At 56.2% G+C, this 21,397-nt stretch carries 23 protein-coding genes; 3 read left to right on the top strand and 20 right to left on the bottom strand.

What is annotated here, in order from left to right; all coding sequences use genetic code 11:
- Positions 1 to 5: 5 nt before the first annotated feature.
- From hisP to argT, 5 genes are all read right to left on the bottom strand, one after another.
- Positions 6 to 779, bottom strand: coding sequence for a histidine ABC transporter ATP-binding protein HisP (gene hisP, locus CW267_RS14355; RefSeq protein WP_008803931.1), 774 nt, complete (start codon positions 777 to 779; stop codon positions 6 to 8).
- Positions 780 to 786: 7 nt separating this feature from the next.
- Positions 787 to 1,503, bottom strand: a complete 717-nt coding sequence (gene hisM / locus CW267_RS14350) for a histidine ABC transporter permease HisM (RefSeq protein ID WP_002913207.1) — start codon at positions 1,501 to 1,503, stop codon at positions 787 to 789.
- Positions 1,500 to 2,186, bottom strand: a complete 687-nt coding sequence (locus CW267_RS14345) for a histidine ABC transporter permease HisQ (RefSeq protein ID WP_004201769.1) — start codon at positions 2,184 to 2,186, stop codon at positions 1,500 to 1,502. The genes hisM and CW267_RS14345 overlap by 4 nt, the downstream gene beginning before the upstream one ends.
- A gap of 64 nt (positions 2,187 to 2,250) precedes the next feature.
- Entirely contained in the window at positions 2,251 to 3,033 is a 783-nt protein-coding gene (gene hisJ / locus CW267_RS14340) for a histidine ABC transporter substrate-binding protein HisJ (protein WP_002913209.1), read from the bottom strand.
- A gap of 267 nt (positions 3,034 to 3,300) precedes the next feature.
- A complete protein-coding gene (argT, locus tag CW267_RS14335; RefSeq protein WP_008803930.1) occupies positions 3,301 to 4,083 on the bottom strand; it encodes a lysine/arginine/ornithine ABC transporter substrate-binding protein ArgT in 783 nt (260 codons plus the stop codon).
- A gap of 45 nt (positions 4,084 to 4,128) precedes the next feature.
- Here argT and CW267_RS30575 point away from each other — a divergent pair, with 45 nt between their 5' ends.
- Entirely contained in the window at positions 4,129 to 4,290 is a 162-nt protein-coding gene (locus tag CW267_RS30575; protein ID WP_012540975.1) for a hypothetical protein, read from the top strand.
- A 65-nt stretch (positions 4,291 to 4,355) separates the two neighbouring features.
- On the opposite strand, the gene CW267_RS14330 is transcribed toward CW267_RS30575, so the two are convergent.
- From CW267_RS14330 to pdxB, 10 genes are all read right to left on the bottom strand, one after another.
- On the bottom strand, positions 4,356 to 4,940 hold the full coding sequence (locus CW267_RS14330) for a UbiX family flavin prenyltransferase (protein ID WP_008803929.1): 585 nt from the start codon (positions 4,938 to 4,940) through the stop codon (positions 4,356 to 4,358).
- A gap of 134 nt (positions 4,941 to 5,074) precedes the next feature.
- Positions 5,075 to 6,592 carry an amidophosphoribosyltransferase gene (gene purF / locus CW267_RS14325; protein WP_002913213.1) on the bottom strand — a complete coding sequence of 506 codons (1,518 nt, stop codon included), beginning with the start codon at positions 6,590 to 6,592 and terminating at the stop codon, positions 5,075 to 5,077.
- Positions 6,593 to 6,625: 33 nt separating this feature from the next.
- Entirely contained in the window at positions 6,626 to 7,114 is a 489-nt protein-coding gene (gene cvpA / locus CW267_RS14320) for a colicin V production protein (RefSeq protein WP_002913214.1), read from the bottom strand.
- A gap of 216 nt (positions 7,115 to 7,330) precedes the next feature.
- On the bottom strand, positions 7,331 to 8,026 hold the full coding sequence (gene dedD, locus CW267_RS14315) for a cell division protein DedD (protein ID WP_008803928.1): 696 nt from the start codon (positions 8,024 to 8,026) through the stop codon (positions 7,331 to 7,333).
- Positions 8,016 to 9,284 (bottom strand): bifunctional tetrahydrofolate synthase/dihydrofolate synthase, encoded by a 1,269-nt coding sequence (gene folC, locus CW267_RS14310; RefSeq protein ID WP_012967502.1) that lies wholly within the window; start codon positions 9,282 to 9,284, stop codon positions 8,016 to 8,018. The genes dedD and folC overlap by 11 nt, the downstream gene beginning before the upstream one ends.
- Before the next feature lie 75 nt (positions 9,285 to 9,359).
- On the bottom strand, positions 9,360 to 10,280 hold the full coding sequence (gene accD, locus CW267_RS14305) for an acetyl-CoA carboxylase, carboxyltransferase subunit beta (protein ID WP_100781318.1): 921 nt from the start codon (positions 10,278 to 10,280) through the stop codon (positions 9,360 to 9,362).
- Between the two features lie 186 nt (positions 10,281 to 10,466).
- A complete protein-coding gene (locus CW267_RS14300) occupies positions 10,467 to 11,126 on the bottom strand; it encodes a DedA family protein (protein WP_008803926.1) in 660 nt (219 codons plus the stop codon).
- A 26-nt stretch (positions 11,127 to 11,152) separates the two neighbouring features.
- Complete coding sequence (gene truA / locus CW267_RS14295; protein WP_008803925.1) at positions 11,153 to 11,965, bottom strand: tRNA pseudouridine(38-40) synthase TruA; 813 nt, start codon at positions 11,963 to 11,965, stop codon at positions 11,153 to 11,155.
- Complete coding sequence (locus tag CW267_RS14290) at positions 11,965 to 12,978, bottom strand: aspartate-semialdehyde dehydrogenase (RefSeq protein WP_012967501.1); 1,014 nt, start codon at positions 12,976 to 12,978, stop codon at positions 11,965 to 11,967. The genes truA and CW267_RS14290 overlap by 1 nt, the downstream gene beginning before the upstream one ends.
- A 63-nt stretch (positions 12,979 to 13,041) precedes the next feature.
- Entirely contained in the window at positions 13,042 to 14,178 is a 1,137-nt protein-coding gene (gene pdxB, locus CW267_RS14285) for a 4-phosphoerythronate dehydrogenase PdxB (protein WP_063266736.1), read from the bottom strand.
- A 110-nt stretch (positions 14,179 to 14,288) separates the two neighbouring features.
- Between pdxB and flk the strand changes: the two genes are divergently transcribed.
- Positions 14,289 to 15,269: a flagella biosynthesis regulator Flk gene (gene flk / locus CW267_RS14280; protein WP_016161596.1), complete on the top strand. Its 981-nt coding sequence runs from the start codon at positions 14,289 to 14,291 to the stop codon at positions 15,267 to 15,269.
- A 58-nt stretch (positions 15,270 to 15,327) separates the two neighbouring features.
- Here flk and CW267_RS14275 read toward each other — a convergent pair whose 3' ends face one another.
- The 4 genes from CW267_RS14275 to CW267_RS14260 all read right to left on the bottom strand — a co-directional run bounded on the left by CW267_RS14275 (position 15,328) and on the right by CW267_RS14260 (position 19,129).
- Complete coding sequence (locus CW267_RS14275) at positions 15,328 to 17,001, bottom strand: carbohydrate porin (protein WP_100781319.1); 1,674 nt, start codon at positions 16,999 to 17,001, stop codon at positions 15,328 to 15,330.
- A gap of 60 nt (positions 17,002 to 17,061) precedes the next feature.
- Positions 17,062 to 17,373: a PTS lactose/cellobiose transporter subunit IIA gene (locus CW267_RS14270; RefSeq protein ID WP_038421566.1), complete on the bottom strand. Its 312-nt coding sequence runs from the start codon at positions 17,371 to 17,373 to the stop codon at positions 17,062 to 17,064.
- Positions 17,360 to 18,706, bottom strand: coding sequence for a PTS sugar transporter subunit IIC (locus CW267_RS14265; RefSeq protein WP_012967497.1), 1,347 nt, complete (start codon positions 18,704 to 18,706; stop codon positions 17,360 to 17,362). The genes CW267_RS14270 and CW267_RS14265 overlap by 14 nt, the downstream gene beginning before the upstream one ends.
- Before the next feature lie 108 nt (positions 18,707 to 18,814).
- Positions 18,815 to 19,129 carry a PTS sugar transporter subunit IIB gene (locus tag CW267_RS14260; RefSeq protein ID WP_046621457.1) on the bottom strand — a complete coding sequence of 105 codons (315 nt, stop codon included), beginning with the start codon at positions 19,127 to 19,129 and terminating at the stop codon, positions 18,815 to 18,817.
- Positions 19,130 to 19,324: 195 nt separating this feature from the next.
- On the opposite strand from CW267_RS14260, the gene CW267_RS14255 reads away from it, so the two are divergent.
- Positions 19,325 to 20,062 carry a GntR family transcriptional regulator gene (locus CW267_RS14255; RefSeq protein ID WP_012540966.1) on the top strand — a complete coding sequence of 246 codons (738 nt, stop codon included), beginning with the start codon at positions 19,325 to 19,327 and terminating at the stop codon, positions 20,060 to 20,062.
- A 1-nt stretch (position 20,063) separates the two neighbouring features.
- Here CW267_RS14255 and CW267_RS14250 read toward each other — a convergent pair whose 3' ends face one another.
- Positions 20,064 to 21,245 (bottom strand): MFS transporter, encoded by a 1,182-nt coding sequence (locus CW267_RS14250; RefSeq protein WP_008803916.1) that lies wholly within the window; start codon positions 21,243 to 21,245, stop codon positions 20,064 to 20,066.
- Between the last annotated feature and the right edge of the window lie 152 nt (positions 21,246 to 21,397).

Genomic DNA, 21,397 nt, shown 5'->3' with positions numbered 1-21,397 from the left:
GCCGGTTATTTCAGCGACCCTTTCAGAAACTGCTGCAGGCGCGGGCTTTTCGGCGCGCCAAACAGCGCGTCCGGATGCCCTTCTTCTTCAATTTTGCCCTGATGCAGGAAAATAACATGCGAAGAGACGTGGCGGGCAAAGCCCATTTCGTGGGTCACCACCACCATGGTTTTTCCCTCTTCCGCCAGCTGCTGCATGATACGCAACACTTCGCCCACCAGTTCCGGATCCAGAGCGGACGTTGGCTCATCAAACAGCAGCACTTCCGGCTCCATCGCCAGCGCGCGGGCAATCGAGACACGCTGCTGCTGGCCGCCGGAGAGATGCACCGGGTATTTCGCCTGCTGACGTTCGTCAATCCCGACCTTGGCCAGGTATTTTACCGCGCGATCGCGCGCTTCCTGTTTGCTTAAGCCCAGCACCTGAATCGGCGCCTCCATGACGTTCTCCAGCACCGTCATATGGCTCCACAGATTGAAATGCTGGAACACCATGGTCAGGCGGGTGCGCAGCAGGCGCAGCTGGTTCTTATCAGCCACCTTCAGCTGGCCGTCCTTATCCCGCACCAGGCCAATATTCTGGCCACTGACGACGATCGTGCCTTCGCTCGGTTTTTCAAGGAAGTTAATGCAGCGCAAAAAGGTACTTTTTCCGGAACCCGATGAACCGATGATACTGATAACGTCCCCGGCTTTCGCCTGCAGGGAGACGCCCTTCAGCACCTCGTGTTCCCCATAGCGTTTGTGCAGATCGATAACGTTTAATTTATTGTCGGACATGGCGTTCTCAATGCGTCGAAGAAGGTTTGATATGCTGCAACCAGCGCTTTTCCGCTTTACGGAACAAGCTAATCAGCACATACGAGATAATTAAATAGAGCACCGCGGCGATGCCAAAGGCAGTGAACGGCTGATAGGTCGCGGAGTTAATATCGCGAGCGATTTTCAGCAGATCCGGCACCGTAGCGGTAAACGCCAGCGCGGTGGAGTGCAGCATCAGGATCACTTCGTTACTGTAGGCCGGTAGCGCAATGCGCAGCGCGGAAGGCAGAATAATGCAGCGGTACAGTTTGACGGACGAGAAGCCGTAGGCCCGTGCCGCTTCAATTTCTCCGGCAGGTACTGAGCGGATCGCCCCGGCGAAAATTTCAGTGGTATAGGCGCAGGTATTCAGGGTTAACGCCAGCACCGTGCAGTTTAGCCCGCTGCGGAAAAAAGCGTTCAGCAGCTCCGTGCCTTTGACGATTTCCAGGGTATACATGCCGGAGTAAAAAACCAGCAGTTGTACATACAGCGGCGTGCCGCGAAAGATGTAAGTGAACAACCAGATGGGGAACTGGATAAATTTATTGCTCGAGACGCGGCCAATGGCCAGAAACACCGCCAGAATGCCGCCCATCACCACCGATGAGATCAGCAACCATAAGGTAATCGCCACGCCGGTAAAGCGATAGCCGTCGGTCCACAGCAGTGATTTCCAGTACTCCTGAATAATTTCAATCACAGGTCAGCCCTCTTCACGCCAACGGTATAGCGGCGTTCGAGCAGCAGCAGTACGCCATTAGAAAGGGTGGTAAACACCAGATAAATCAGGCCGCAGACGATGGCGAAATAGAACGGCTGCCAGGTGCTTTTCCCGGCCAGCTGCGTGGCTTTGACCACATCCTCCAGCCCCAGCAGCGAGACCAGCGCCGTTGCCTTGAGAATAACCTGCCAGTTGTTGCCGATCCCCGGCAGCGCGTAGCGCATCATCGCCGGGAACAGAATACGCCGGAACGTCTGCCCGCCGCTAAAGCCAAAGGCGGTAGCCGCTTCGATATGCCCCTTCGGCACCGCAAGGTAGGCGCCGCGGAAAGTTTCCGTAAAATAGGCACCATAGATAAAGCCGAGGGTAATAATCCCGGCGATCATCGGATCGATATCAAACTGCGCCATGCCCAGCGCATCGGTGACGCTGTTCAGCGCAATCTGCAGGCCATAGAAAATCAGCAGCATCAGCACCAGATCGGGCACGCCGCGAATCAGTGTGGTATAGCCTTCAAATACCAGCGCCAGAGGACGGTTGCTCGATAACTTTGCGCCAGCGCCCGCCAGCCCTATCAGGACGGCGAGAACGACCGAGCTGAGCGCAAGCTCCAGGGTGACGAGCGCACCCTGCAAAATAACCTGTGAAAACCCATACAGCATGCTGCCTACCCTGTCTGTCATTCACCATTGCGCGCGAAACGCACGCAATGGTGAGGCGTGAGAATTATTCGCCGTATACGTTAAAATCGAAGTATTTTTTCGCCAGTTTGTCGTAGGTGCCGTCCTTACGCATCTCTGCAAACGCCTTATTCAGCGCTTCACGCAGTTCGTTGTCTTCCTTACGCAGCCCCATACCGGTACCGACGCCGAACAGCTTCTCGTCTTTAATTGACGGGCCGCCAAACTGGTAATCTTTACCGATAGGCTGTTTCAGGAACCCTTCGCTGGCCGCGACCTCATCCTGGAACGCGGCGTCGATACGGCCGGCGGTCAGGTCGGAATAGATATTGTCCTGCCCCTGATAGGAGACAATTTCGATACCTTTCGGCGCCCAGTGCTCATTGCCATAGGTTTCCTGAGTCGTCCCCTGCAGCACACCCACGCGCTTACCCTTCAGGGTGGCGAGATCCGGCGTTACCGGGCTGCCTTTTTTCACCACCAGACGCGAATCTGCCGCGTACAGCTTGTCGGTGAAGGCAATTTCCTGCTGGCGCTTTTCGGTAATCGACAGCGAAGACATAATCGCGTCGATTTTCTTCGCTTTTAAGGAGGGGATCAGTGCATCCAGCGGGTTTTCAACAAAGGTACATTGGGTATTAATACGCTTACACAGCTCTTTTGCCAGATCGATATCAAAACCCACCAATTCCCCCTGCGCATTCTTCGATTCGAAGGGGGCATAAGTCGGATCGGTGCCAATACGAATTTTTTGCGGAATGGCGGCAAAGACTGTGGAAACGCTGGAAAGGGCCAGCGCTAAAGAGAGAGACAACGCCAGTTTTTTCATAACTATCCTCGACAGACTGTCATTCTAACGGGTTTATTAGAACTATTTACGCCAGTTATCGTGCCATTATTCGCCCCTTGAGGGCAAAGATTTATGCACCAGAAAGGCCGATTTTTTGCATCAGAAACGCTTAACTATGCATTTTTTAGCCAAAAAACTGGCTGCTTTTGCACTGAAAAGATCCACAGCGTGTTTGGATGCACCCTTTTGGGGCATGGATACGAACCTGGCGGCAGGCCCACCCTATTGTGCGGGCCTGCAGCAGTCTTAGTCGCCGTAAACGTTAAAATCGAAGTATTTCTTCGCCATTTTGTCGTAGGTGCCGTCTTTACGTATCTCGCCCAGCGCTTTATCAAACGCAGCTTTCAGTTCGACGTCGTCCTTACGCAGACCGATACCGGTACCATCGCCAAAGTACTTTTTATCTTTCACCGACGGGCCGGCGAAGGCGAAATCTTTCCCGGCAGGTTGTTTCAGGAAGCCTTCGCTGGCGGCGACTTCATCCTGCAGCGCCGCATCCAGACGGCCAGCTGCGAGATCTGAATAGATCAGATCCTGGTTCTGGTAGGCCACCACGTCAACGCCCTGGCTGCGCCAGCGGTCATTGGCATAGGCTTCCTGAGTAGAACCTTGCAGCACCCCGACGTGCTTGCCTTTCAGCGCCTCCAGCGTCGGCTGGATCGGCGACCCTTTGGCGGCGATCAGACGCGAGTCAGCGGCATAAAGCTTGTCAGAGAAAGCGATCTCTTGCTGACGCTTCTCGGTAATGGAGAGCGAAGAGATGATGGCGTCAATTTTCTTCGCCTTGAGGGAGGGGATCAGGGAGTCAAAATCACTGCCGACCCAGGTACATTTCACCTTAATTCGGGAGCACAGTTCATTGCCTAAATCGATATCAAAACCAACAAAGTCCCCTTTTGCGTCTTTCGACGAAAATGGCGCATAGGTCGCGTCAGTGCCAATGCGAATGCTCTGCGGCAGAGCAGCAAACACGCTGGCTGTGCTGCTCATTCCCACGAGTAAAGAGAGAGCCAGAATCGTCTTCTTCATACAGTACCCTTAAGTGTCGTGTCGTGATGTGGTGCGTTGCTTGTTATGGTGATTGCCGATCAATCCTGCAGTTTTTGTGCCATCTTCCCGGTGCGTGCCGGGAACAGGGTTAAATTTGTTAAAATAAAGTTGCAGGATTGTCTTGGAAGGGAAGATACCAGCATTACTGGCGAAACCGCAGTGCCTCAGCGCAAAAAGACGAAATAAATGTCGAGGATTTGATCGGGACGACAAATTTGCACCACTGCGGCGCAAGCGTACATTGACTGCACTTATTTAGTGCAATCCTGTGCCCCCTGCCAGCGAGTAAACAAGTCTTGAGACAGGCTAATATCGAACTGATCGAGCACCCGGTTGACGGTTTGGTTGATGACATCATCCAGGCTTTGCGGCCGATGATAAAAGGCCGGCACCGGCGGCATTATCACCGCCCCGAGCTCCGCGGCCTGAACCAGCAGTCGCAGATGGCCGAGATGGAACGGGGTCTCCCGCACGCAGAGCACCAGCGGACGACGCTCCTTCAGCACAACATCGGCCGCCCGCGTCAATAGGCCATCCGTATAGCTATGGACAATGCCAGAGAGCGTTTTCATTGAGCAGGGTAAAATCACCATCCCGGCGGTTTTAAACGAACCGGAAGAGATACTGGCGGCGATATCGCGGGCGTCATGCACCACATCGGCCAGCGCCTGCACGTCGCGCACGCTGAAGTCGGTCTCGAGGGCCAGCGTTTGCCGTGCCGCCTGGCTGAGGATCAGATGGGTCTCAATCTCCGGCACATCCCGCAACACCTGCAGCATCCGCACGCCATAGATAGCGCCGCTGGCGCCAGAAATGCCAATAATCAGTCGTTTCACGTTCTGTTACCCCTTGCGCGTGTGCCGCAGACTTTGCCGGATTATAGCCTGTGGCGCAACTATTGATGCGCAGTTGAGGGGCGAAAAAAAGCCCGCCGTCCCTCAGGAGCGGCGGGCCGCGACGCGCGAACGGGTTAACCCTCGTTGTGCATCTCGAGGTTTTCGACTTCGTTCTGCAGCTGGACCGCTTTGGCATCATCGTTACGCAGGGAGTCAAGATAGTCGAGGTACTGCTGGTCGACATCCCGGGTCACATATACGCCGTTGAAGACAGAACATTCAAACTGTTGAATATCCGGGTTCTCCGCGCGCACTGCGTCGATCAGATCGTTGAGATCCTGGAAAATCAGGCCATCGGCGCCGATGATCTGGCGGATCTCATCCACTTCGCGGCCATGGGCGATCAGTTCGTTGGCGGTCGGCATATCGATACCATACACGTTCGGGAAACGAATTTCCGGCGCAGCGGAGGCCAGATACACTTTTTTCGCCCCCGCTTCGCGCGCCATCTCAATGATCTGCTCCGAGGTGGTGCCGCGTACAATGGAATCATCGACCAGCAGCACGTTCTTATCGCGGAATTCCGCACGGTTGGCGTTGAGCTTACGGCGAACAGATTTACGACGCAGCTGCTGACCGGGCATGATAAACGTCCGGCCGACGTAGCGATTCTTCACAAAGCCCTGACGATAAGGTTTGTCGAGAATGCGGGCGATTTCCAGCGCGATGTCGCAGGAGGTCTCCGGGATCGGGATAACGACGTCAATATCCAGATCTTCCCACTCGCGGGCAATCTTTTCGCCCAGCTTAGTCCCCATGTTGACGCGGGCGCTGTAGACGGAAATTTTGTCAATAAACGAGTCCGGACGGGCAAAATAGACGTACTCGAACAAGCATGGGTTGCTGACCGGATTATCGGCACACTGACGGGTATACAGCTGGCCTTTCTCAGTAATATAGACCGCTTCGCCCGGCGCGACATCGCGCAGGAATTCAAAACCAAGCGTATCAAGCGCCACGCTTTCCGAGGCCACCATATACTCAGTGCGACCGTCGCCAACGTCACGTTTACCCAGCACCAGCGGGCGAATGCCGTTAGGGTCGCGGAAGGCCACCATGCCATGACCGATGATCATCGCGACGCACGCGTACGCGCCGCGGATCAGGCGGTTGGTCGCCGCAATTGCAGCGAAGATGTTGTCCGCTTCCAGCGGGTAGTGACGGAAGTTATCCAGCTCACTGGCGAAAATATTGAGGAGGATTTCGGAATCAGAGGTGGTATTGATATGGCGGCGTTTTTCTTCAAACAGCTTTTTACGCAGCTCGTGCGCATTGGTCAGGTTGCCGTTATGCGCCAATGTGATGCCATACGGCGAGTTAACGTAAAACGGCTGCGCCTCGGAGGCGCTGGAGCTGCCCGCCGTAGGATAACGCACGTGGCCAATACCCATATTGCCCTGCATACGCTGCATGTGGCGGGCTTCGAATACGTCGCTTACCAGCCCGTTAGCCTTACGCAACCGGAAGCAGTTGTTGGCATCAATGGTGATGATGCCAGCGGCATCCTGTCCACGGTGCTGGAGCACCGTTAGCGCATCATAAATCGACTGGTTAACCGGCATAACACCGGCGATACCGACAATACCGCACATACGTCTTTTCCTCGTTCAGCAACGACCCAAAGTCTATACTTTAGGCAAGAAACTTGACGAGCTTTGCAGGTATTCAAAAAACCATCTGATGACAGGGGTAAAATAGGGAATAAACTGCGACTGATGCCAGTCATCGCTCTTCGCCATCCCGGTAAAGGTGTCCAGGAAGAACAAGATAGCGGCGATGATCAGCACCCCACGTAGCGCGCCGAAGCAGATCCCCAATACCCTGTCGGTTCCTGACAAACCGGTCTTCTCCACCAGCTGGCCTATCACATAGTTCACGATAGCGCCAACGATGAGCGTCACGATAAACAGCGCCGCAATAGCAATCCCATTTCGAACCCGTTCATCCTCAAAGCCCGTAAACCAGACAGACAGGTCAGCGTAGTAATGGCTGGCGACATAAAACGCGCAACCCCACGTCACTAACGATAAAGCTTCGCGAACAAAGCCGCGGATCAGGCTGACCAGGCAAGAAAGACCCAGCACCGCCATAATGGCGTAATCAATCCAGACCATATACGTCCCACGATTTACGCCCTGTCGTCCAGTTCGGGGCGCATTCTAACAGAAAAAGAAAACGTTTGCGTAGGGATTTCCATGCCCTACAGAAATAAAAATGGCGCTGAAAAAACATTCAACGCCAGACTGCCTTTCGCCTCTTGAGGGCGGCTGAGACAGGGTTTGCGGGGCGTTTCTCCCCGCCACGTTCTCTCCGCATGGCGGAAAAAACAATCAGTTTGGGGTGAAGCCCATCACGACCCCACTAAGCCCGGAGATCTGCTGTAGATCGCCCAGCTGGCCTTTCAGCTTGTCTTTTGACGCATCCGGGCCGACGAGGATGCGGGTAATTTTACCCTGTACCGGCGTCGAAGGCGACGTATAGACTTTGAACCCCGAGGCCCGCAGTTTACCCACAATCTCATTCACCTTATCGGCGTTCTTCAACGCGCCCAGCTGAACCACATAGGCTTTCCCGGTCGGCGCCGGCAGGGCCGCCTGCTGCTGCGGTGGCTGTTGCTGCTGTGGCTTAGCCGGCGGCGGCGTTGGCGTCGCGGCCTGCTGTTGCGGCTGCGGCTGTGGTTTCGGCTGCGGCTTGGGCTGCGGTTTCGCGGCCACCACCGGCTCCTGAACGTCGTCGAAGCTGTTGCTGTTCACCGGAATACGCGATGGATCTAACGATGGCGCGGCGGCATCGCCCGCCCGCACCTCTTCCGCCGCTCCTTCCGGCGGTTGCGAAGGCAACGCCTGGGTCGCCGCTGGCAACATATCCGGTTCATCGCGATCGCCCGGTTTCGGCACCAGCGGGATCGCGGCAAACTCATCCTGGTAATGCTTTTTCTGCCCGTCCAGCAGCCCTGGCAGGATAATCACCCCCAGCGCCACCAGCACGATTGTCCCGACTAAACGGTTCTGAAACTTACTCGCCACCGATTCTCCCCGCGTCTATCTCTTCCATAACCTGCGCTACGGTGTGAAACGAACCACACACCAGCACGGTATCTTCCACTTTAGCGTCAGCCATGGCCGCATGCCACGCCTGCGCCACGCTGGTATAGACTGTGCCGCCACGCAAATGTTCCAACAGCTGCTCCGCCGTCGCGCCGCGCGGGCCTTCCAGCGGCGCGCAGTACCAGGCGTCGACTTCCGGGGCCAGATTGGCCAGCGTACCGGCAATGTCCTTATCATGCAGCATACCAATAACCGCCAGCACGCGTCCCGTTTTCGCTAACGTTTTGAGACGCCCGGCGAGATAGGCCGCCGCGTGCGGGTTATGCGCTACATCGAGGATCACCCGCGGGGCATCGCTGATTATCTGAAAACGGCCCGGCAGCATCGCGTCGCGGATCCCATCGCGTAGGATGGCGTCATCCACGGCAAGCCCGCTGGCGCGCAGCGCCGCCACGGCCGTCGCCGCATTCGGCAACGGCACCTGAGGCAACGGCAGGCGGCTTAACGCCCCGGCCGCGTCGCGGAAGGACCACGTATCGTCCTCCACCTCATAGCACCAGTCGACGCCGCGGCGCTGGAGCAGCGCGCCCTTCTCGCTGGCCACGTCGGCAATGGTGTGCGGCATATCCGGCTCACCCACCACCGCCGGTTTACCGGCGCGAAAGATACCCGCTTTTTCCCGGCCGATACTTTCGCGATCCGGCCCCAGCCAGTCGGTATGATCGAGGGCGATGCTGGTGACCACCGCGACGTCGGCATCTACGATATTGGTGGCGTCGAGACGGCCACCCAGCCCGACCTCAAGGATCACCACATCCAGCTGCGCCTGCTTAAACAGCCATAGCGCCGAGAGCGTGCCGTACTCAAAATAGGTCAACGAGATGTCACCGCGCGCGGCTTCGATTTCAGCAAACGAGGCCGTATGCGCGGCCTCCGGCAGTTCCGCTCCCTGAATGCGCACGCGTTCGGTGTAGCGCACCAGATGCGGGGAGCTGTAGACCCCCACTTTATAGCCGGCCGCCATCAGGACGGTTTCCAGCGTGCGGCAGGTGGTGCCTTTGCCATTGGTGCCCGCGACGGTAAAAACAAATGGCGCCGGTTTAACGATATCCATCTGCCCGGCGACCTCGCTGACGCGTGCCAGCCCCAGGTCGATGGTTTTACTGTGCAGATGTTCCAGATAAGAAAGCCACGTAGCCAGGGGCGACGTGGCCTGAGGAATAGGATCTTTTTCCATGATGCCCGTAAGAATTGACGGTTAACGCGTATGAATAAAAAAGGGCAGCGCCGCCAGGCCCTGCCCTCTGCTTTATCAGGCCTCAGGTTCCTGATCCGGTGCCGACGGCACCACCACGCCTTCATGAGGCGCTTCCGAAACGGCAACCGGCGCCGGCAGGTTCATCAGCTTCGCCAGAATGCTGGCCAGCTTGAGACGCATTTCCGGGCGGCGAACGATCATATCGATCGCCCCTTTTTCAATCAGAAACTCGCTGCGCTGGAATCCCGGCGGCAGCTTCTCGCGTACGGTCTGCTCAATTACGCGAGGACCGGCAAAGCCGATCAGCGCTTTCGGCTCGGCAATGTTCAGATCGCCCAGCATCGCAAAGCTCGCCGATACGCCGCCCATGGTCGGGTCGGTCAGCACGGAGATGTACGGCAGCCCGCGCTCCTGCATTTTCGCCAGTGCGGCGGAGGTTTTCGCCATCTGCATCAGCGACATCAGCGCTTCCTGCATACGGGCGCCGCCGGAGGCGGAGAAGCAGATCAGCGGGCAGTTGTCTTCCAGCGCCTGCTCCACGGCGCGCACAAAGCGTGCGCCGACGACGGAACCCATCGAGCCCCCCATAAAGGAGAACTCAAAGGCGGCGGCAACCACCGGCATCGCGTAGAGCGTACCTTTCATTACCACCAGCGCGTCTTTCTCGCCCGTCTCTTTCTGAGCGGACGCCAGGCGGTCTTTGTATTTTTTTGAATCGCGGAACTTCAGCACATCTTTTGGCTCAAGTTCGCTACCCAGTTCTACCAGAGAACCTTCATCCAACAGGCTATGCAGGCGATTACGCGCCGACATGCGCATATGGTGATCGCACTTAGGACAAACCTCCAGGTTGCGCTCCAGCTCGGCGCGGTAGAGTACCTGACCGCAGCTATCGCACTTGGTCCATACACCCTCAGGAATGCTCGCCTTGCGGGTGGGAGTGATGTTGCTTTTAATTCGTTCAATCCAGCTCATTGATAACCTTTCTGCCTGAACCTGGTCGATGCCAGTTTTGTCGTAAGGGGCGCATAATGCCATTTTTGCCTCTTACAGACCATGAATGTTGCACATTAAATCATATCATCCCGGAACATGGGATAAAAAAGTGGTCAAACCGCTGCGCGCGACGATCATGTTCGGTCACGCGCAGCGCAGGGCGAACTACTTCGCCTGCTTTGACGCCGCCCGCTTATGGCGGATGATCTCAATCACACCCGGCAGGACGGAGAGGACGATGATCGCCACGATCAGCAGCTTCAGGTTCTCCTGCACCACCGGCAGATCGCCAAACAGATAGCCGGCGTAGGTGAACAGCAGCACCCACAGCAGCGCCCCGACCACGTTATAGGCTGCAAAATGACGATAGGACATATGCCCCATTCCCGCCACAAACGGCGCGAAGGTTCGGACTATCGGCACAAAGCGCGCCAGGATAATGGTTTTTCCGCCGTGACGTTCATAGAAGCTATGGGTTTTATCCAGATAGCTACGACGGAAAATCTTCGAGTTCGGATTACTAAACAGCTTCTCGCCGAACAGTCGGCCAATGGTGTAGTTGACCGCATCGCCGACGATGGCCGCGATGACCATCAGCAGTACCATCAGGTGAACATTGAGATCGTTCGTCGGCAGCGCCGAGAGCGCGCCCGCGACGAACAGCAAGGAATCGCCCGGCAGGAATGGCGTCACCACCAGCCCGGTTTCGCAGAACAGAATCAAAAACAGAATGGCATAAACCCAGACGCCGTACTGGGCAACCAGTTCGGCAAGGTGCACATCAATATGCAGGATGAAATCAATTAAAAAGTGAATCAAGTCCATGTTTGTCTTTACCCTTAATGACTCTATTAGTCCGCCAGAAACAGCGGGCCCATTGGCAGCACCGGTAAATCATAGTGGGCCGGGTAATCCACCGACACCAGATACAACCCTTCCGCTTTTGCCGTTGCCGCAGCGAGCGTCCTGTCTTTTGCTGCCAGCAGTTCTGCCATCCAGCTCTCTGGCTGGTTTCCGGCCCCGACTTCCATCAGGCTGCCCACAATATTCCTGACCATATGATGTACAAAGGCATTCGCTTTGATATCCACCACCACATACGCGCCGTAGCGGGTAACGTTAATATGCATCACATTCCGCCACGGGGTACGCGACTGGCACTGTACCGCGCGAAACGAGGTAAAGTCATTCTCGCCCAGCAGACACTGCGCAGCGCGCTGCATGCGCTCGGCGTCGAGCGGCTGGTGAAAATGCGTCACGCCATGACTTAGCACCGCCGGGCGCAGGCGATGATTATAGATGACGTAGCGATAACGGCGCGCCGTAGCGCTGAACCTGGCGTGAAAGTCCGCTGGCACATGTTTAACCCAACGCACCGCGATGTCACCAGGTAAATTCGCATTTACCCCCAGCGTCCAGGCGGCATCTTTACGCTGCGCCCGGGTTTCGAAATGCACCACCTGGCCGGTGCCATGGACACCGGCGTCGGTGCGGCCAGCGCAAAAGACGGTAATCGGTTCGTTCGCCACCTGCGAGAGCGCCTTTTCCAGCTTCTCCTGCACACTGCGCACTTCGTTTTGCCGTTGCCAGCCGTAATATTTGCTACCGTCGTACTCGATGCCCAGCGCGATTTTAAAGATCGGCTGTTGCTCCATCTCAGACATCAGTACAGGTACTCCTCAATCAGCTTCTCGGCGATTTTCACCGCCATCAGCGCCCCGCCGAAGCGCACGTTATCCGCGACGGACCAGAACTGAATCTGCTCCGGCATGCCGTAATCGTTATGCACGCAGCCGATGGAGAGACGAGCGTTGCCGGAGGCATCGCCAACCTGGGTCGGGAATTCTCCCTCTTCAGAAAGTTCGATATCCTCGCCGCGGGTAAAGGCGTCACGCGCCTCTTCCGCCGCCAGCGGACGCATCGCTTCAAAGTTCACCATCTGCGCATGGCCGTAGAAGACCGGCGACTGGACCACGTTGGCGGAGATCATCAGCCCGTCATCCTGAAGAATTTTGCGCGCTTCATCGACGATACGGCGCTCTTCGCGCACGCTACCTTCCCGATCCGGCAGCAGCGGCAGCATGTTGAACGCCAGCTGGCGGCCAAAGAAATCGTCTTCATCGATGGGGATGCCGTTCAGCAGCTTGGCGCTCTGCCCTGCCAGCGCATCCACCGCTTTTTTCCCCTGCCCCGAGGCGGAGAGCAGGTTGGTGACGCTGATCCGCGACAGCCCGCCCTGGTCGATAAGCGGCTTGAGCGCCGTCAGCAGCTGGCTGGTCAGGCTATTGGGCACGGCAATCAGATTGCGGTTGCGGTAATCGCCTAACACGAACGGATTCACGTCCGGCACCACCAGCGGTACGTCTGGCTCCAGCGCAAACAGGCCGCTGAGATCGATAACCAGACACCCGGCGTTGGTGGCGTCTTCAATATACGCCGCGCTGGCTTCGACGCCGGCGGCGAAGAAAGCCAACTGGGCCTGGGTCCAGTCAAACTCGGCAGCGTCTTTGACGATCACTGACTTGCCACCAAAACGCAGATGTTCGCCCGCGCTTTCATTGCGCGCCAGAGCAAAAATCTCCCCCACCGGGAACTGGCGTTCAGCAAGAGTTTCGAGCAGGGCTTCGCCTACGGCGCCCGTTGCGCCCAGTACGGCAATATTCCAGCCTTCAGACATGGTGGTTTACTCCAGAAATAAAGCGGCCCTGCCGGAGTATCCGGCAGGGGCATTAAGAAGACATTAACGAACAGGATGATGCACAGCGTTAAAACCGAGCTGGCGCAATAGCGTCGCCGCCTGCGCATCGCTGCACTGTACGTACAGCGAAGACCATTCGCGGCGTTCCTGATAGTTTTTACGCAGCTTGTCAAATTCACCGGCGACGCCGGCCACCTTCCGCAGCGGCGCATCATCGCGGCGCACATCATACACCAAGTGGACCAGCCTTTTCAGCGTCGGCTGATCGAGCGGCCCATGCAGGGTGATGCGGCCAAATTCCGGCGCTGGCAACAGGGTATCCAGCGCCACCTGCTGCGGATGGCCGATAAAGGCGCTGTAGGCTTCAAAAACCTGCGTTGTCCCGCGCGCTTTCCCTTCGAGGGTGTAGCCAGCGATATGCGCGGTACCGATATCCACTCGCTTAAGAAGCTCTACGTTAAGATCCGGCTCCGGCTCCCAGACGTCCAGCACTACGCTCAGCGGCTGTCCAGCTTCCAGCCGTTTCAGCAGCGCAGCGTTATCTACCACCGGTCCGCGGCAGGCGTTGATCAAAATCGTTCCTGGCTTCAGACGGCTAATCAGCGACTCATCCGCCAGATGCAGGGTTTTATATGGCCCTTCTTTATACAGTGGGGTATGGAAGGTGAGAATATCAGCTTCCTGAACCAGCGCATCGAGGGAGCGGAAATCGCCTTCGTCTCCGCGATCGGCGCGCGGCGGATCGCAGAGCAGCGTTTTGATCCCCAGCGCTTCCAGCCGTTTTTGCAGTCGTCCACCGACGTTGCCGACGCCAACGATCCCGACGGTACGATCGCGCAGCGCGAAACCGTCGCGTTCGGCCAACATCAGTAGCGATGAAAAGACATACTCCACCACCGCAATGGCGTTGCAGCCGGGCGCCGCGGAGAAACCAATCCCTGCCTGCTGCAGCCACGCCTGATCGACGTGATCGGTGCCAGCGGTAGCGGTGCCGACGAACTTAACGGCCTTACCGGAGAGCAATGCTTCATTGACCCGGGTGACCGAGCGTACCATTAAGGCATCCGCATCGGTCAGGGCCTCAGCCGGGACCGGACGCCCCGGAACCGCTTGCACATCGCCTAAACGGCTAAAAAGCTCACGGGCATAGGGCATATTTTCATCAACGAGGATTTTCACAGTTCAGTACCTGTCTGAGAACGAGAGTTAACCGGGGAAGTGTGCCATAATCTGGCCGCCAGGCATACTCATCACCTGGTTCCAGCACCGCGATATCGAAAGGATGAATCATGACGCACCCCCTTGCAGATATGCCAGACCGCCCTCCGGGGCGAGGTCCATCAGGCACTGCCGCCACCGGCGAACCTTCGCTTTCCATGCAGCAACGCACCGTTCTGGAGCGACTGATCACGCGCCTGGTGGCGCTGACCTCGCAGCAGAATGCGGAAGTGTGGGCCTGCGTCAAGCATGATCTCGGACTGAAAGGCGACACGCCGCTGCTGGCCTGCCATTTCAGCGCCGCGGAGGCCAGTCTCAACCAGCGCTTAGCCGCCGCTCAGGATAATCATCATCATCGCCAGACGCTGGCGCAGCTCAGCGATCTGCTGGGTCAGGGCAATAACCGTCAGGCGGTCAGCGATTATATTCGTCAACATTATGGGCAAACGGCGCTGCATGCGCTAAGCCAGCCGCAGCTGGAGAACATTCTGCACCTGCTGCAGCGCGGCCAGCTATCGATCCCGCAACCGCAGCAGCGCCCGCCGACCCTGCGCCCGCTGTTGCCGGCCGAGCACAACACGCTCAATCAGCTGGTGACTAAGCTGGCGGCTGCCACCGGCGAACCGAGCAAGCTGATTTGGCAATCCATGCTGGAACTTTGCGGCGTCAAATCCGGAGAGCTTATCCCGGCGACGCACTTCACGCCGCTTTCATACTGGCTGCAGGCGCGGCAAACGCTGAGTGCGCAAAGCGCGCCCACGCTCACCTCGCTGCAGGGTGCGCTCAAGCAGCCGCTGGAGGCCGCAGAATGGCAAAAGATTGTCGACTTTGCCCGTCGCAGCTGGCAGGTCACCCCGCAGACGACGCTGAGCCCAGCGCAGATCCTGGCGCTGTTGAACAAGGTGTTTGTGCTGCGGGTAGCCCGCGCCCAGGAGACGCTGGCCATCCCGCAGGAAGAGCCCGCGCCGACGCGAGCATGGGCCGCTAAGCCGTGGCAGCTGGCGCTGGGCGGTGTGCTGATCCTGCTCCTCCTGCTTTGGCTCCTGCTGTAGCCCACACCGTAGGAAAGCGCGCCTGCCTCATGCGGGCGCCCGTTAAGTGATTTGCCGGTTACCACCACACCTCGGCCTGAACGCCAACCATAAACTCATCTTTGCTGTCGTCGTTGAACGCAAACTGCGACAACTGGTTATCGAGAATATTGATATACGTACCATAAAAGCGAATTTCAGGACGTGACCCCAGCAGGCTCGGCCCAACCTTCAGCGCATGGTACAACGTCGTTTTATACGCTGACTCCTGCAGATCGTCGCCCTGACGGGTGTTGTTTTTCTGGGTAAACCACCCCAGCTCGACCCCGGTCTGGTTCCAGGTGTCCCATATCCACGCCGGGCGGATCACCGCGCGCAGGCTGTCGAAATCGCTGTGCGCTCCGCTTTCATAGCTATACACATCATTGCCATGGGCCCACACCAGCGAATTGGCCATGATAATGCGATCGGCGAGATACATTTCCCCCTGCGAGATCAGACGCCAGGCCACGCCGTTGGTATGATCGCCATAGTAATAGCGCCCGCTGGCCATGGAGTTACTGGCGCCGGAGAAGTTGGCGAAACTGCTGGCGTACGAGTTGTTCGCCACCTGCAGCGTAAATTCGTTAAAGCCCTTGCGCTCCAGCTCCTGACGAATAATGGCGGTGGCCATCCAGGTATCTTTGAACCGGAAGTAGCTGTTGTTATCCTCGTTTCTCTCCTGCTCGTCATTTTTATTTGCGAACGCATATTTGCCCATTAGCGACAGAGACCCCGACTGCCACAGGGGAATATTGCGATAGCGCAGGTCGACTGAGTTGGTGTTCATCTGAGTGGTTTGTGTGAAATCTCGTGAATATACGTCGACGTCGTTCCTGCTGATGGACGCATCCAGCTGACCAACCCCCAGCGCCCAGTTCTGGATCCCGACCCCGGCCGCAACGTCGGTGGTCAGCGACTTCCAGTCCAGCATCTGAATTTCATACTCGGGCAGTTTATGTTTGCCGACCCAGAAATCTGCCTCTGGCGCGAACGGCAGGAAACCTTTGGTGGTCAGATAAATATCACTAAACTGCAAAATGCTGTCGGTATCCTGGCCAGCAAACCAGGCGTCGTTATACTGCTCGCCGACGTTACCGTCGTACGTCACAACGGCATTCGCCGTTTTGCCATCCTGGTTATAGACCCGCTGATTCAACGTTAAGTCGAACCAGCCACTCATTTCATTACCGAAACGACCCAGCGAGCCGGGGGCGTAGGTCTGCGACGATCCGTGATTTGATGTTCCCCAGCCGGAACGGAAGTACCCCTGGTAGCTAAAGCCAATATCATCTTTAACAAATTTACTGATGTCCTTCAGGGTGACGCTTTCCAGTTTCGGCTTCTGGCCTTCGGTATCAATAACCGCCACCTGCTGAGTGGCTTTCACCTGCACCGGAGCCGCCTTTTTACTCAGTTCATTATTTTCATTGGCTATATTTTCCGCCACCGGCGACGTTGTTGTCGGATAACCCGTCGTGACATGACGTTTTTCATTCTCCTTAATACTTTTTTGTAATTCGGCCACCTTACCTTTATAGGTCGATAATTGTGATTGCGTTTTTTGTAGCTCTTTTTTATTCGCCGACAGTTCAGACTCCAGTAATTCCAGACGCTGTTCAATGGTTAATTTAGCCGCCATCACATCACTTGTCGAAATAGCCAGCAGTACCGATAAAGACAATAAGCTCACCTTCAATTGACTTGAATACATAGGGTACCTTTACATATTGTTATAATTGGCCTTCAGCCAGAACGGCTGAAGGCGGGTAAATCAGGCAGAGCGCTCCTGGCGCAGGGCAATAATTTCTTTGGCTAAATCCTGGCACAGCATCGCGGTCATTAAGTGATCCTGGGCGTGCACCAGAATAAGGTTAACGGTGATTTTTCCGCAGCCTTCGTCCTCACCTATCAACGCCGTTTGGATCTTATGCGCTGCCCGACAGGCCGCTTCCGAGCTGGCCATCAAATCCGCTGCCCGCCCCCATTCCCGCTGCCGGGAGGCGGCAATCGCCTCCATGGCGTCTGATCGCGCCTGACCAGCATAAATCAGCAACTCCATGACCGTACTTTCATCTGCAAACATCGCCATCCTCCTGGTCGGTCGCCGCCGCGGTATTGACCTTGTTAGCGGCAATCACAAACGGTAAGTAAATGAGTGTTGAAACCGCGAGGCACAGAATGCCGACAAACAGCGCCAGCCAGTTGCCGCCGGTGCCAAAGAAGGCGATAAGCGGCCCGGGCGTAGTCCAGGGTACGGCGTAAGCAATCGGCGGAATAAACTCCATGCTAATAAAGAAATAACCGATCAATGAATTCACAAACGGCACCAGAATAAACGGGATCACCAGGATGGGGTTAAGCACAATCGGCAGGCCAAACATCACCGGTTCATTGATGTTAAACAGGCCCGGCACGAAGGCCATTTTTGCCAGGTCACGGTAGTCTTTGCGCCGGGAGGCAATAAAGATGGCCAGTAACAGGCCCAGCGTCATACCCGACCCGCCGCAGTTAGCAAACGCATCGTTGATGCCAGTCCATGTGATGGGGTACGGCGCTCCCCAGGTGCTGCCATGCGAGGCGGCATAGGAGAGATTTTCGAGGTTGGCTTCCGAGAAGATGGTCTCGCGGATGGCGGCCACGGTGTTCGGCCCATGGATCCCCAGCACCCACAGGAAATTCGCCACCAGCCCCAGCACCAGAACCGTCACGATGTTGGTCCCCATATCCTTCAGCGGGGCCTGAATAAGGGTATAGATCAGATCGTTAAGACCGTTAGGCGAAATACGCGTCAACAGATAGTTGAGGATCGAAAAGAAGATCATCACGAAGAAGATCGGCAACAACACCTTAAAGGAACGCGCCACCGCCGGCGGCACCGCAGCCGGCATCGTGATGGTCACCCTTGGGTTGCGCGCCAGGCGGCAAAAGACTTCGCTGGAAATCAGCGCGACGATAATCGCCACAAACAACCCCTGCGGGCCAAGATATTTGGTCGCCAGATAGGCCTGGCCATCAATGATGGTATAAGGCGTGTACACCACAAAAAAGGCGCCGATCGCCGTCAGGCCGCACAGGAGATCGTCCTGCTGATAGCTGATCGCCATATTGCGCGCCACCAGAAAGGTGATCAATATCGCCATAATATTGACCGAACCGTTCATTACCGGGGTGAAAATCTGCTGCGCCTCCGCGAGGTGGGGGAATATCGTCCCTAAATGCAGAATACTGGCGATAAATCCGTCAGGCGACAAAATAGCAAAGTTGATAAGAATAATCAGCGAACTGGCCATGACGATGGGAAACGAAAGAATAAACGCATCGCGAATCGCTGAAACGTGGATCTGAGAATTTAACTTAATCGCGACAGGCACGAGGATTTTTTCCATGCCGCGCTCAAAGGTATCCATGAAACTCATGACGAACCCTTATTCATAATAATTTATTAACGTCATCGTGTTTTTTAGCCGCAGCAGCCCAGGGCAGCAACGAAAGTACCCACACGATAACGGGGATAAATGAGAAAACTATTGGTTTGCCAATAATGCCAGCGCACTTTCCAGAACAGCTTTACCGTCCATTTGCCCATAATATTTCATGTCAATCACCGCCACGGGTATTTTTCCCTGAGCCACCTCTTCTATTTCCTTTTTTTGAAAGCGGACCTGTGGTCCCAAAAGGACGACATCTACTTCATTGTTCTTAATTTTTTCTTTAGCTTCAGAAATGGCCAGCGCATTGATATTAACCTGAGCCTTAATATTTACAGCCTGCTCCTGCATGCGTTTCACCAGCATACTGGTCGACATTCCCGCCGCACATACTAATAATATATTTTGCATTACCCCTTCCTGTTTTATTTATGACCTCAATTGACGAGCACTTTAATAATTGTTAATTTTCTTAACCGCGGTTTTGATCACAGTTAGCCATACCAAAGTGGTGCAGAAGCAAAGCAAAAAATGAACGTCTTGCCCTGTATTTAACAACATACGTTAGCAAGCCCATGTTTCCAAAGGGATTGTGGAGGTTCAAAAGTGGTTTACAAAAATATCGTCAATTTGCTTAAAAACAAAATTAATAGCCCATTCTACAACATTGGCGATCTTCTGCCGGCCGAAAAAGAGTTGGCAGAACTTTATGATGTTTCACGCAATACGTTACGTAAGGCGCTGAAAACCCTGGAAGAGGATGGTTTAATCGAACGCCGACATGGCTCAGGTACATGGATTAGAAATAAGCATTTCCAGGCGTCGGTGACACACTTAGACAGTTTTACCGAAATTGCCCGTAATCAGGGGAAAACGCCCTCCAGCCAGATCCTCAAATTCGAGTTACAGCCAGCGTCGGAGGAAATTGCCCGTGGACTGCAATTGCAGCATGGCGAAGCGGTATATTATGCTAAGAGATTACGTTTTATCGATAATATTGCCATGCAATTAGAAGAAACTTGGCTCTCCGCGACCCGTTTTCCCGATCTGACCATCGCGCATATGAAGAAATCGAAGTTTTCATATATAGAAAACGAATGTGGGGTAAGAATAAATGGATGTTACGAATCAATAGTGCCGGTGCTCCCAACGCCTGAGCTGGCAACCCTCCTGCATATCAGCGCTAAAGATCCGATTATCCGCATGCAGACGCAGGCGATTGATGAACACCACCAGCCTATCGATTATTCCATTCTGTATACCAATATGTTTGAATTCCAGGTGAAGTATTATCTGCCGCGACAGACGGCGTCCGGTCTGCCCGCAAGCAAGACCGGACAATAACTTAACCCGGGCGGCGAAAAGAGACGAGGGTGACGAGGATCCCCAGCGCCGCGCAGAGGGCGCCGGCAAGGAACACCGACGAGTAGCCCAGCGAGGTCGCCAGCAGGCCGGTCAGCGGCCCGGTCAGGCCATAGGAGATGTCCTGAAAGGCCGCATAGCCGCCGAGCGCGGTGCCGCGCACCTGCGCCGGAACGCGCTTCACCACCTCCACGCCGAGCGACGGGAAAATCAGTGAGCAACCGCATCCGGTTAGCGCCGCACCGGCCAGCGCCAGCCAGGCATTCGGCGCCAGCCCCAGCAGGGTCAGACCAACCGCCTCTATCAGCAGCGAAACCATCGCCACCCTGACGCCGCCAAACCGGTCCGGCATCCAGCCAAACAGAATACGCATCACGACGAAGGCGCCGCCAAACGCCGTCAGGGTAAAGCCGGCCATCGGCCAGCTATGGCTGGCGAAATAGAGGGAAACGAAGGTGCCGATCACCGCAAAACCAACGCCCTGCAGGCCCAGGCCAATGCCTGGCCGCCAGATCATGCCGATGACGCTCCATAATGAAGGCCGCTCGCCACCGTGAGCCGCCACTTTGCGCACGGTACCGTTAATAAGCCAGGCAACGAGCGGTAAACCCATGGTGACGCAGGCCAGCACCGCCACGCCGAAATGGCTATAGATCAATAATCCCAGCGGGGCGCCCACCGCCAGCGAACCGTACATCGCCATACCATTCCATGACATGACTTTGCCGGAGCGGGCCGGCCCCACCAGCCCCATCCCCCAGCTCAGGTTACCGGTCAGCAGCTGGCTTTCGCCAAACCCGAGGATCAGGCGGCCCAGCAGCAGCAGGCCAAGCCTGGCGAGCACCGGCAGCGGCAACAGCGCAGCGGCCAGCCATGCCGCGCCCGCCAGGGCGCAGGCCAGCATCCCTTGCAGGACGGAGCGTTTAGCGCCGTACTGGTCTGCCAGGCGGCCGGCGTACCCCCGGGTCAGAACGGTGGCGAGGAACTGGATCCCTACCGCCACGCCAACCACGGTGTTGCCAAATCCCAGCTCCTGATGGACAAAGAGCGGGATCACCGGCAGCGGCAAACCAACGGTCATGTAGGTCAAAAAGACGGCAAACGTAATACGGAAAAGCGAAAAATTCGCCGAAGAATGGGATGTTGTTTCAGTAACTGCGGACATGCATTACTCCAGATTCGCAGAGTAAGGCGAGCAAAGCGACACGCCCCCTCCACCTGATTATCAGGGTTAAGGCGCGTTGGTTGACGTTAAACGCTTACGCATTAGTGGAGAGACTAATGGATCCGCCAGCAGTGTGCCTGCAGGCCCTTACC

The organism is Klebsiella sp. X1-16S-Nf21 (assembly GCF_002837615.1).
In the GTDB taxonomy this organism is placed as follows: Bacteria; Pseudomonadota; Gammaproteobacteria; order Enterobacterales; family Enterobacteriaceae; genus Klebsiella; species Klebsiella variicola.
Note: the sequence above shows the minus strand (reverse complement) of the source record. Positions and strands in the feature narration are given on the sequence as shown.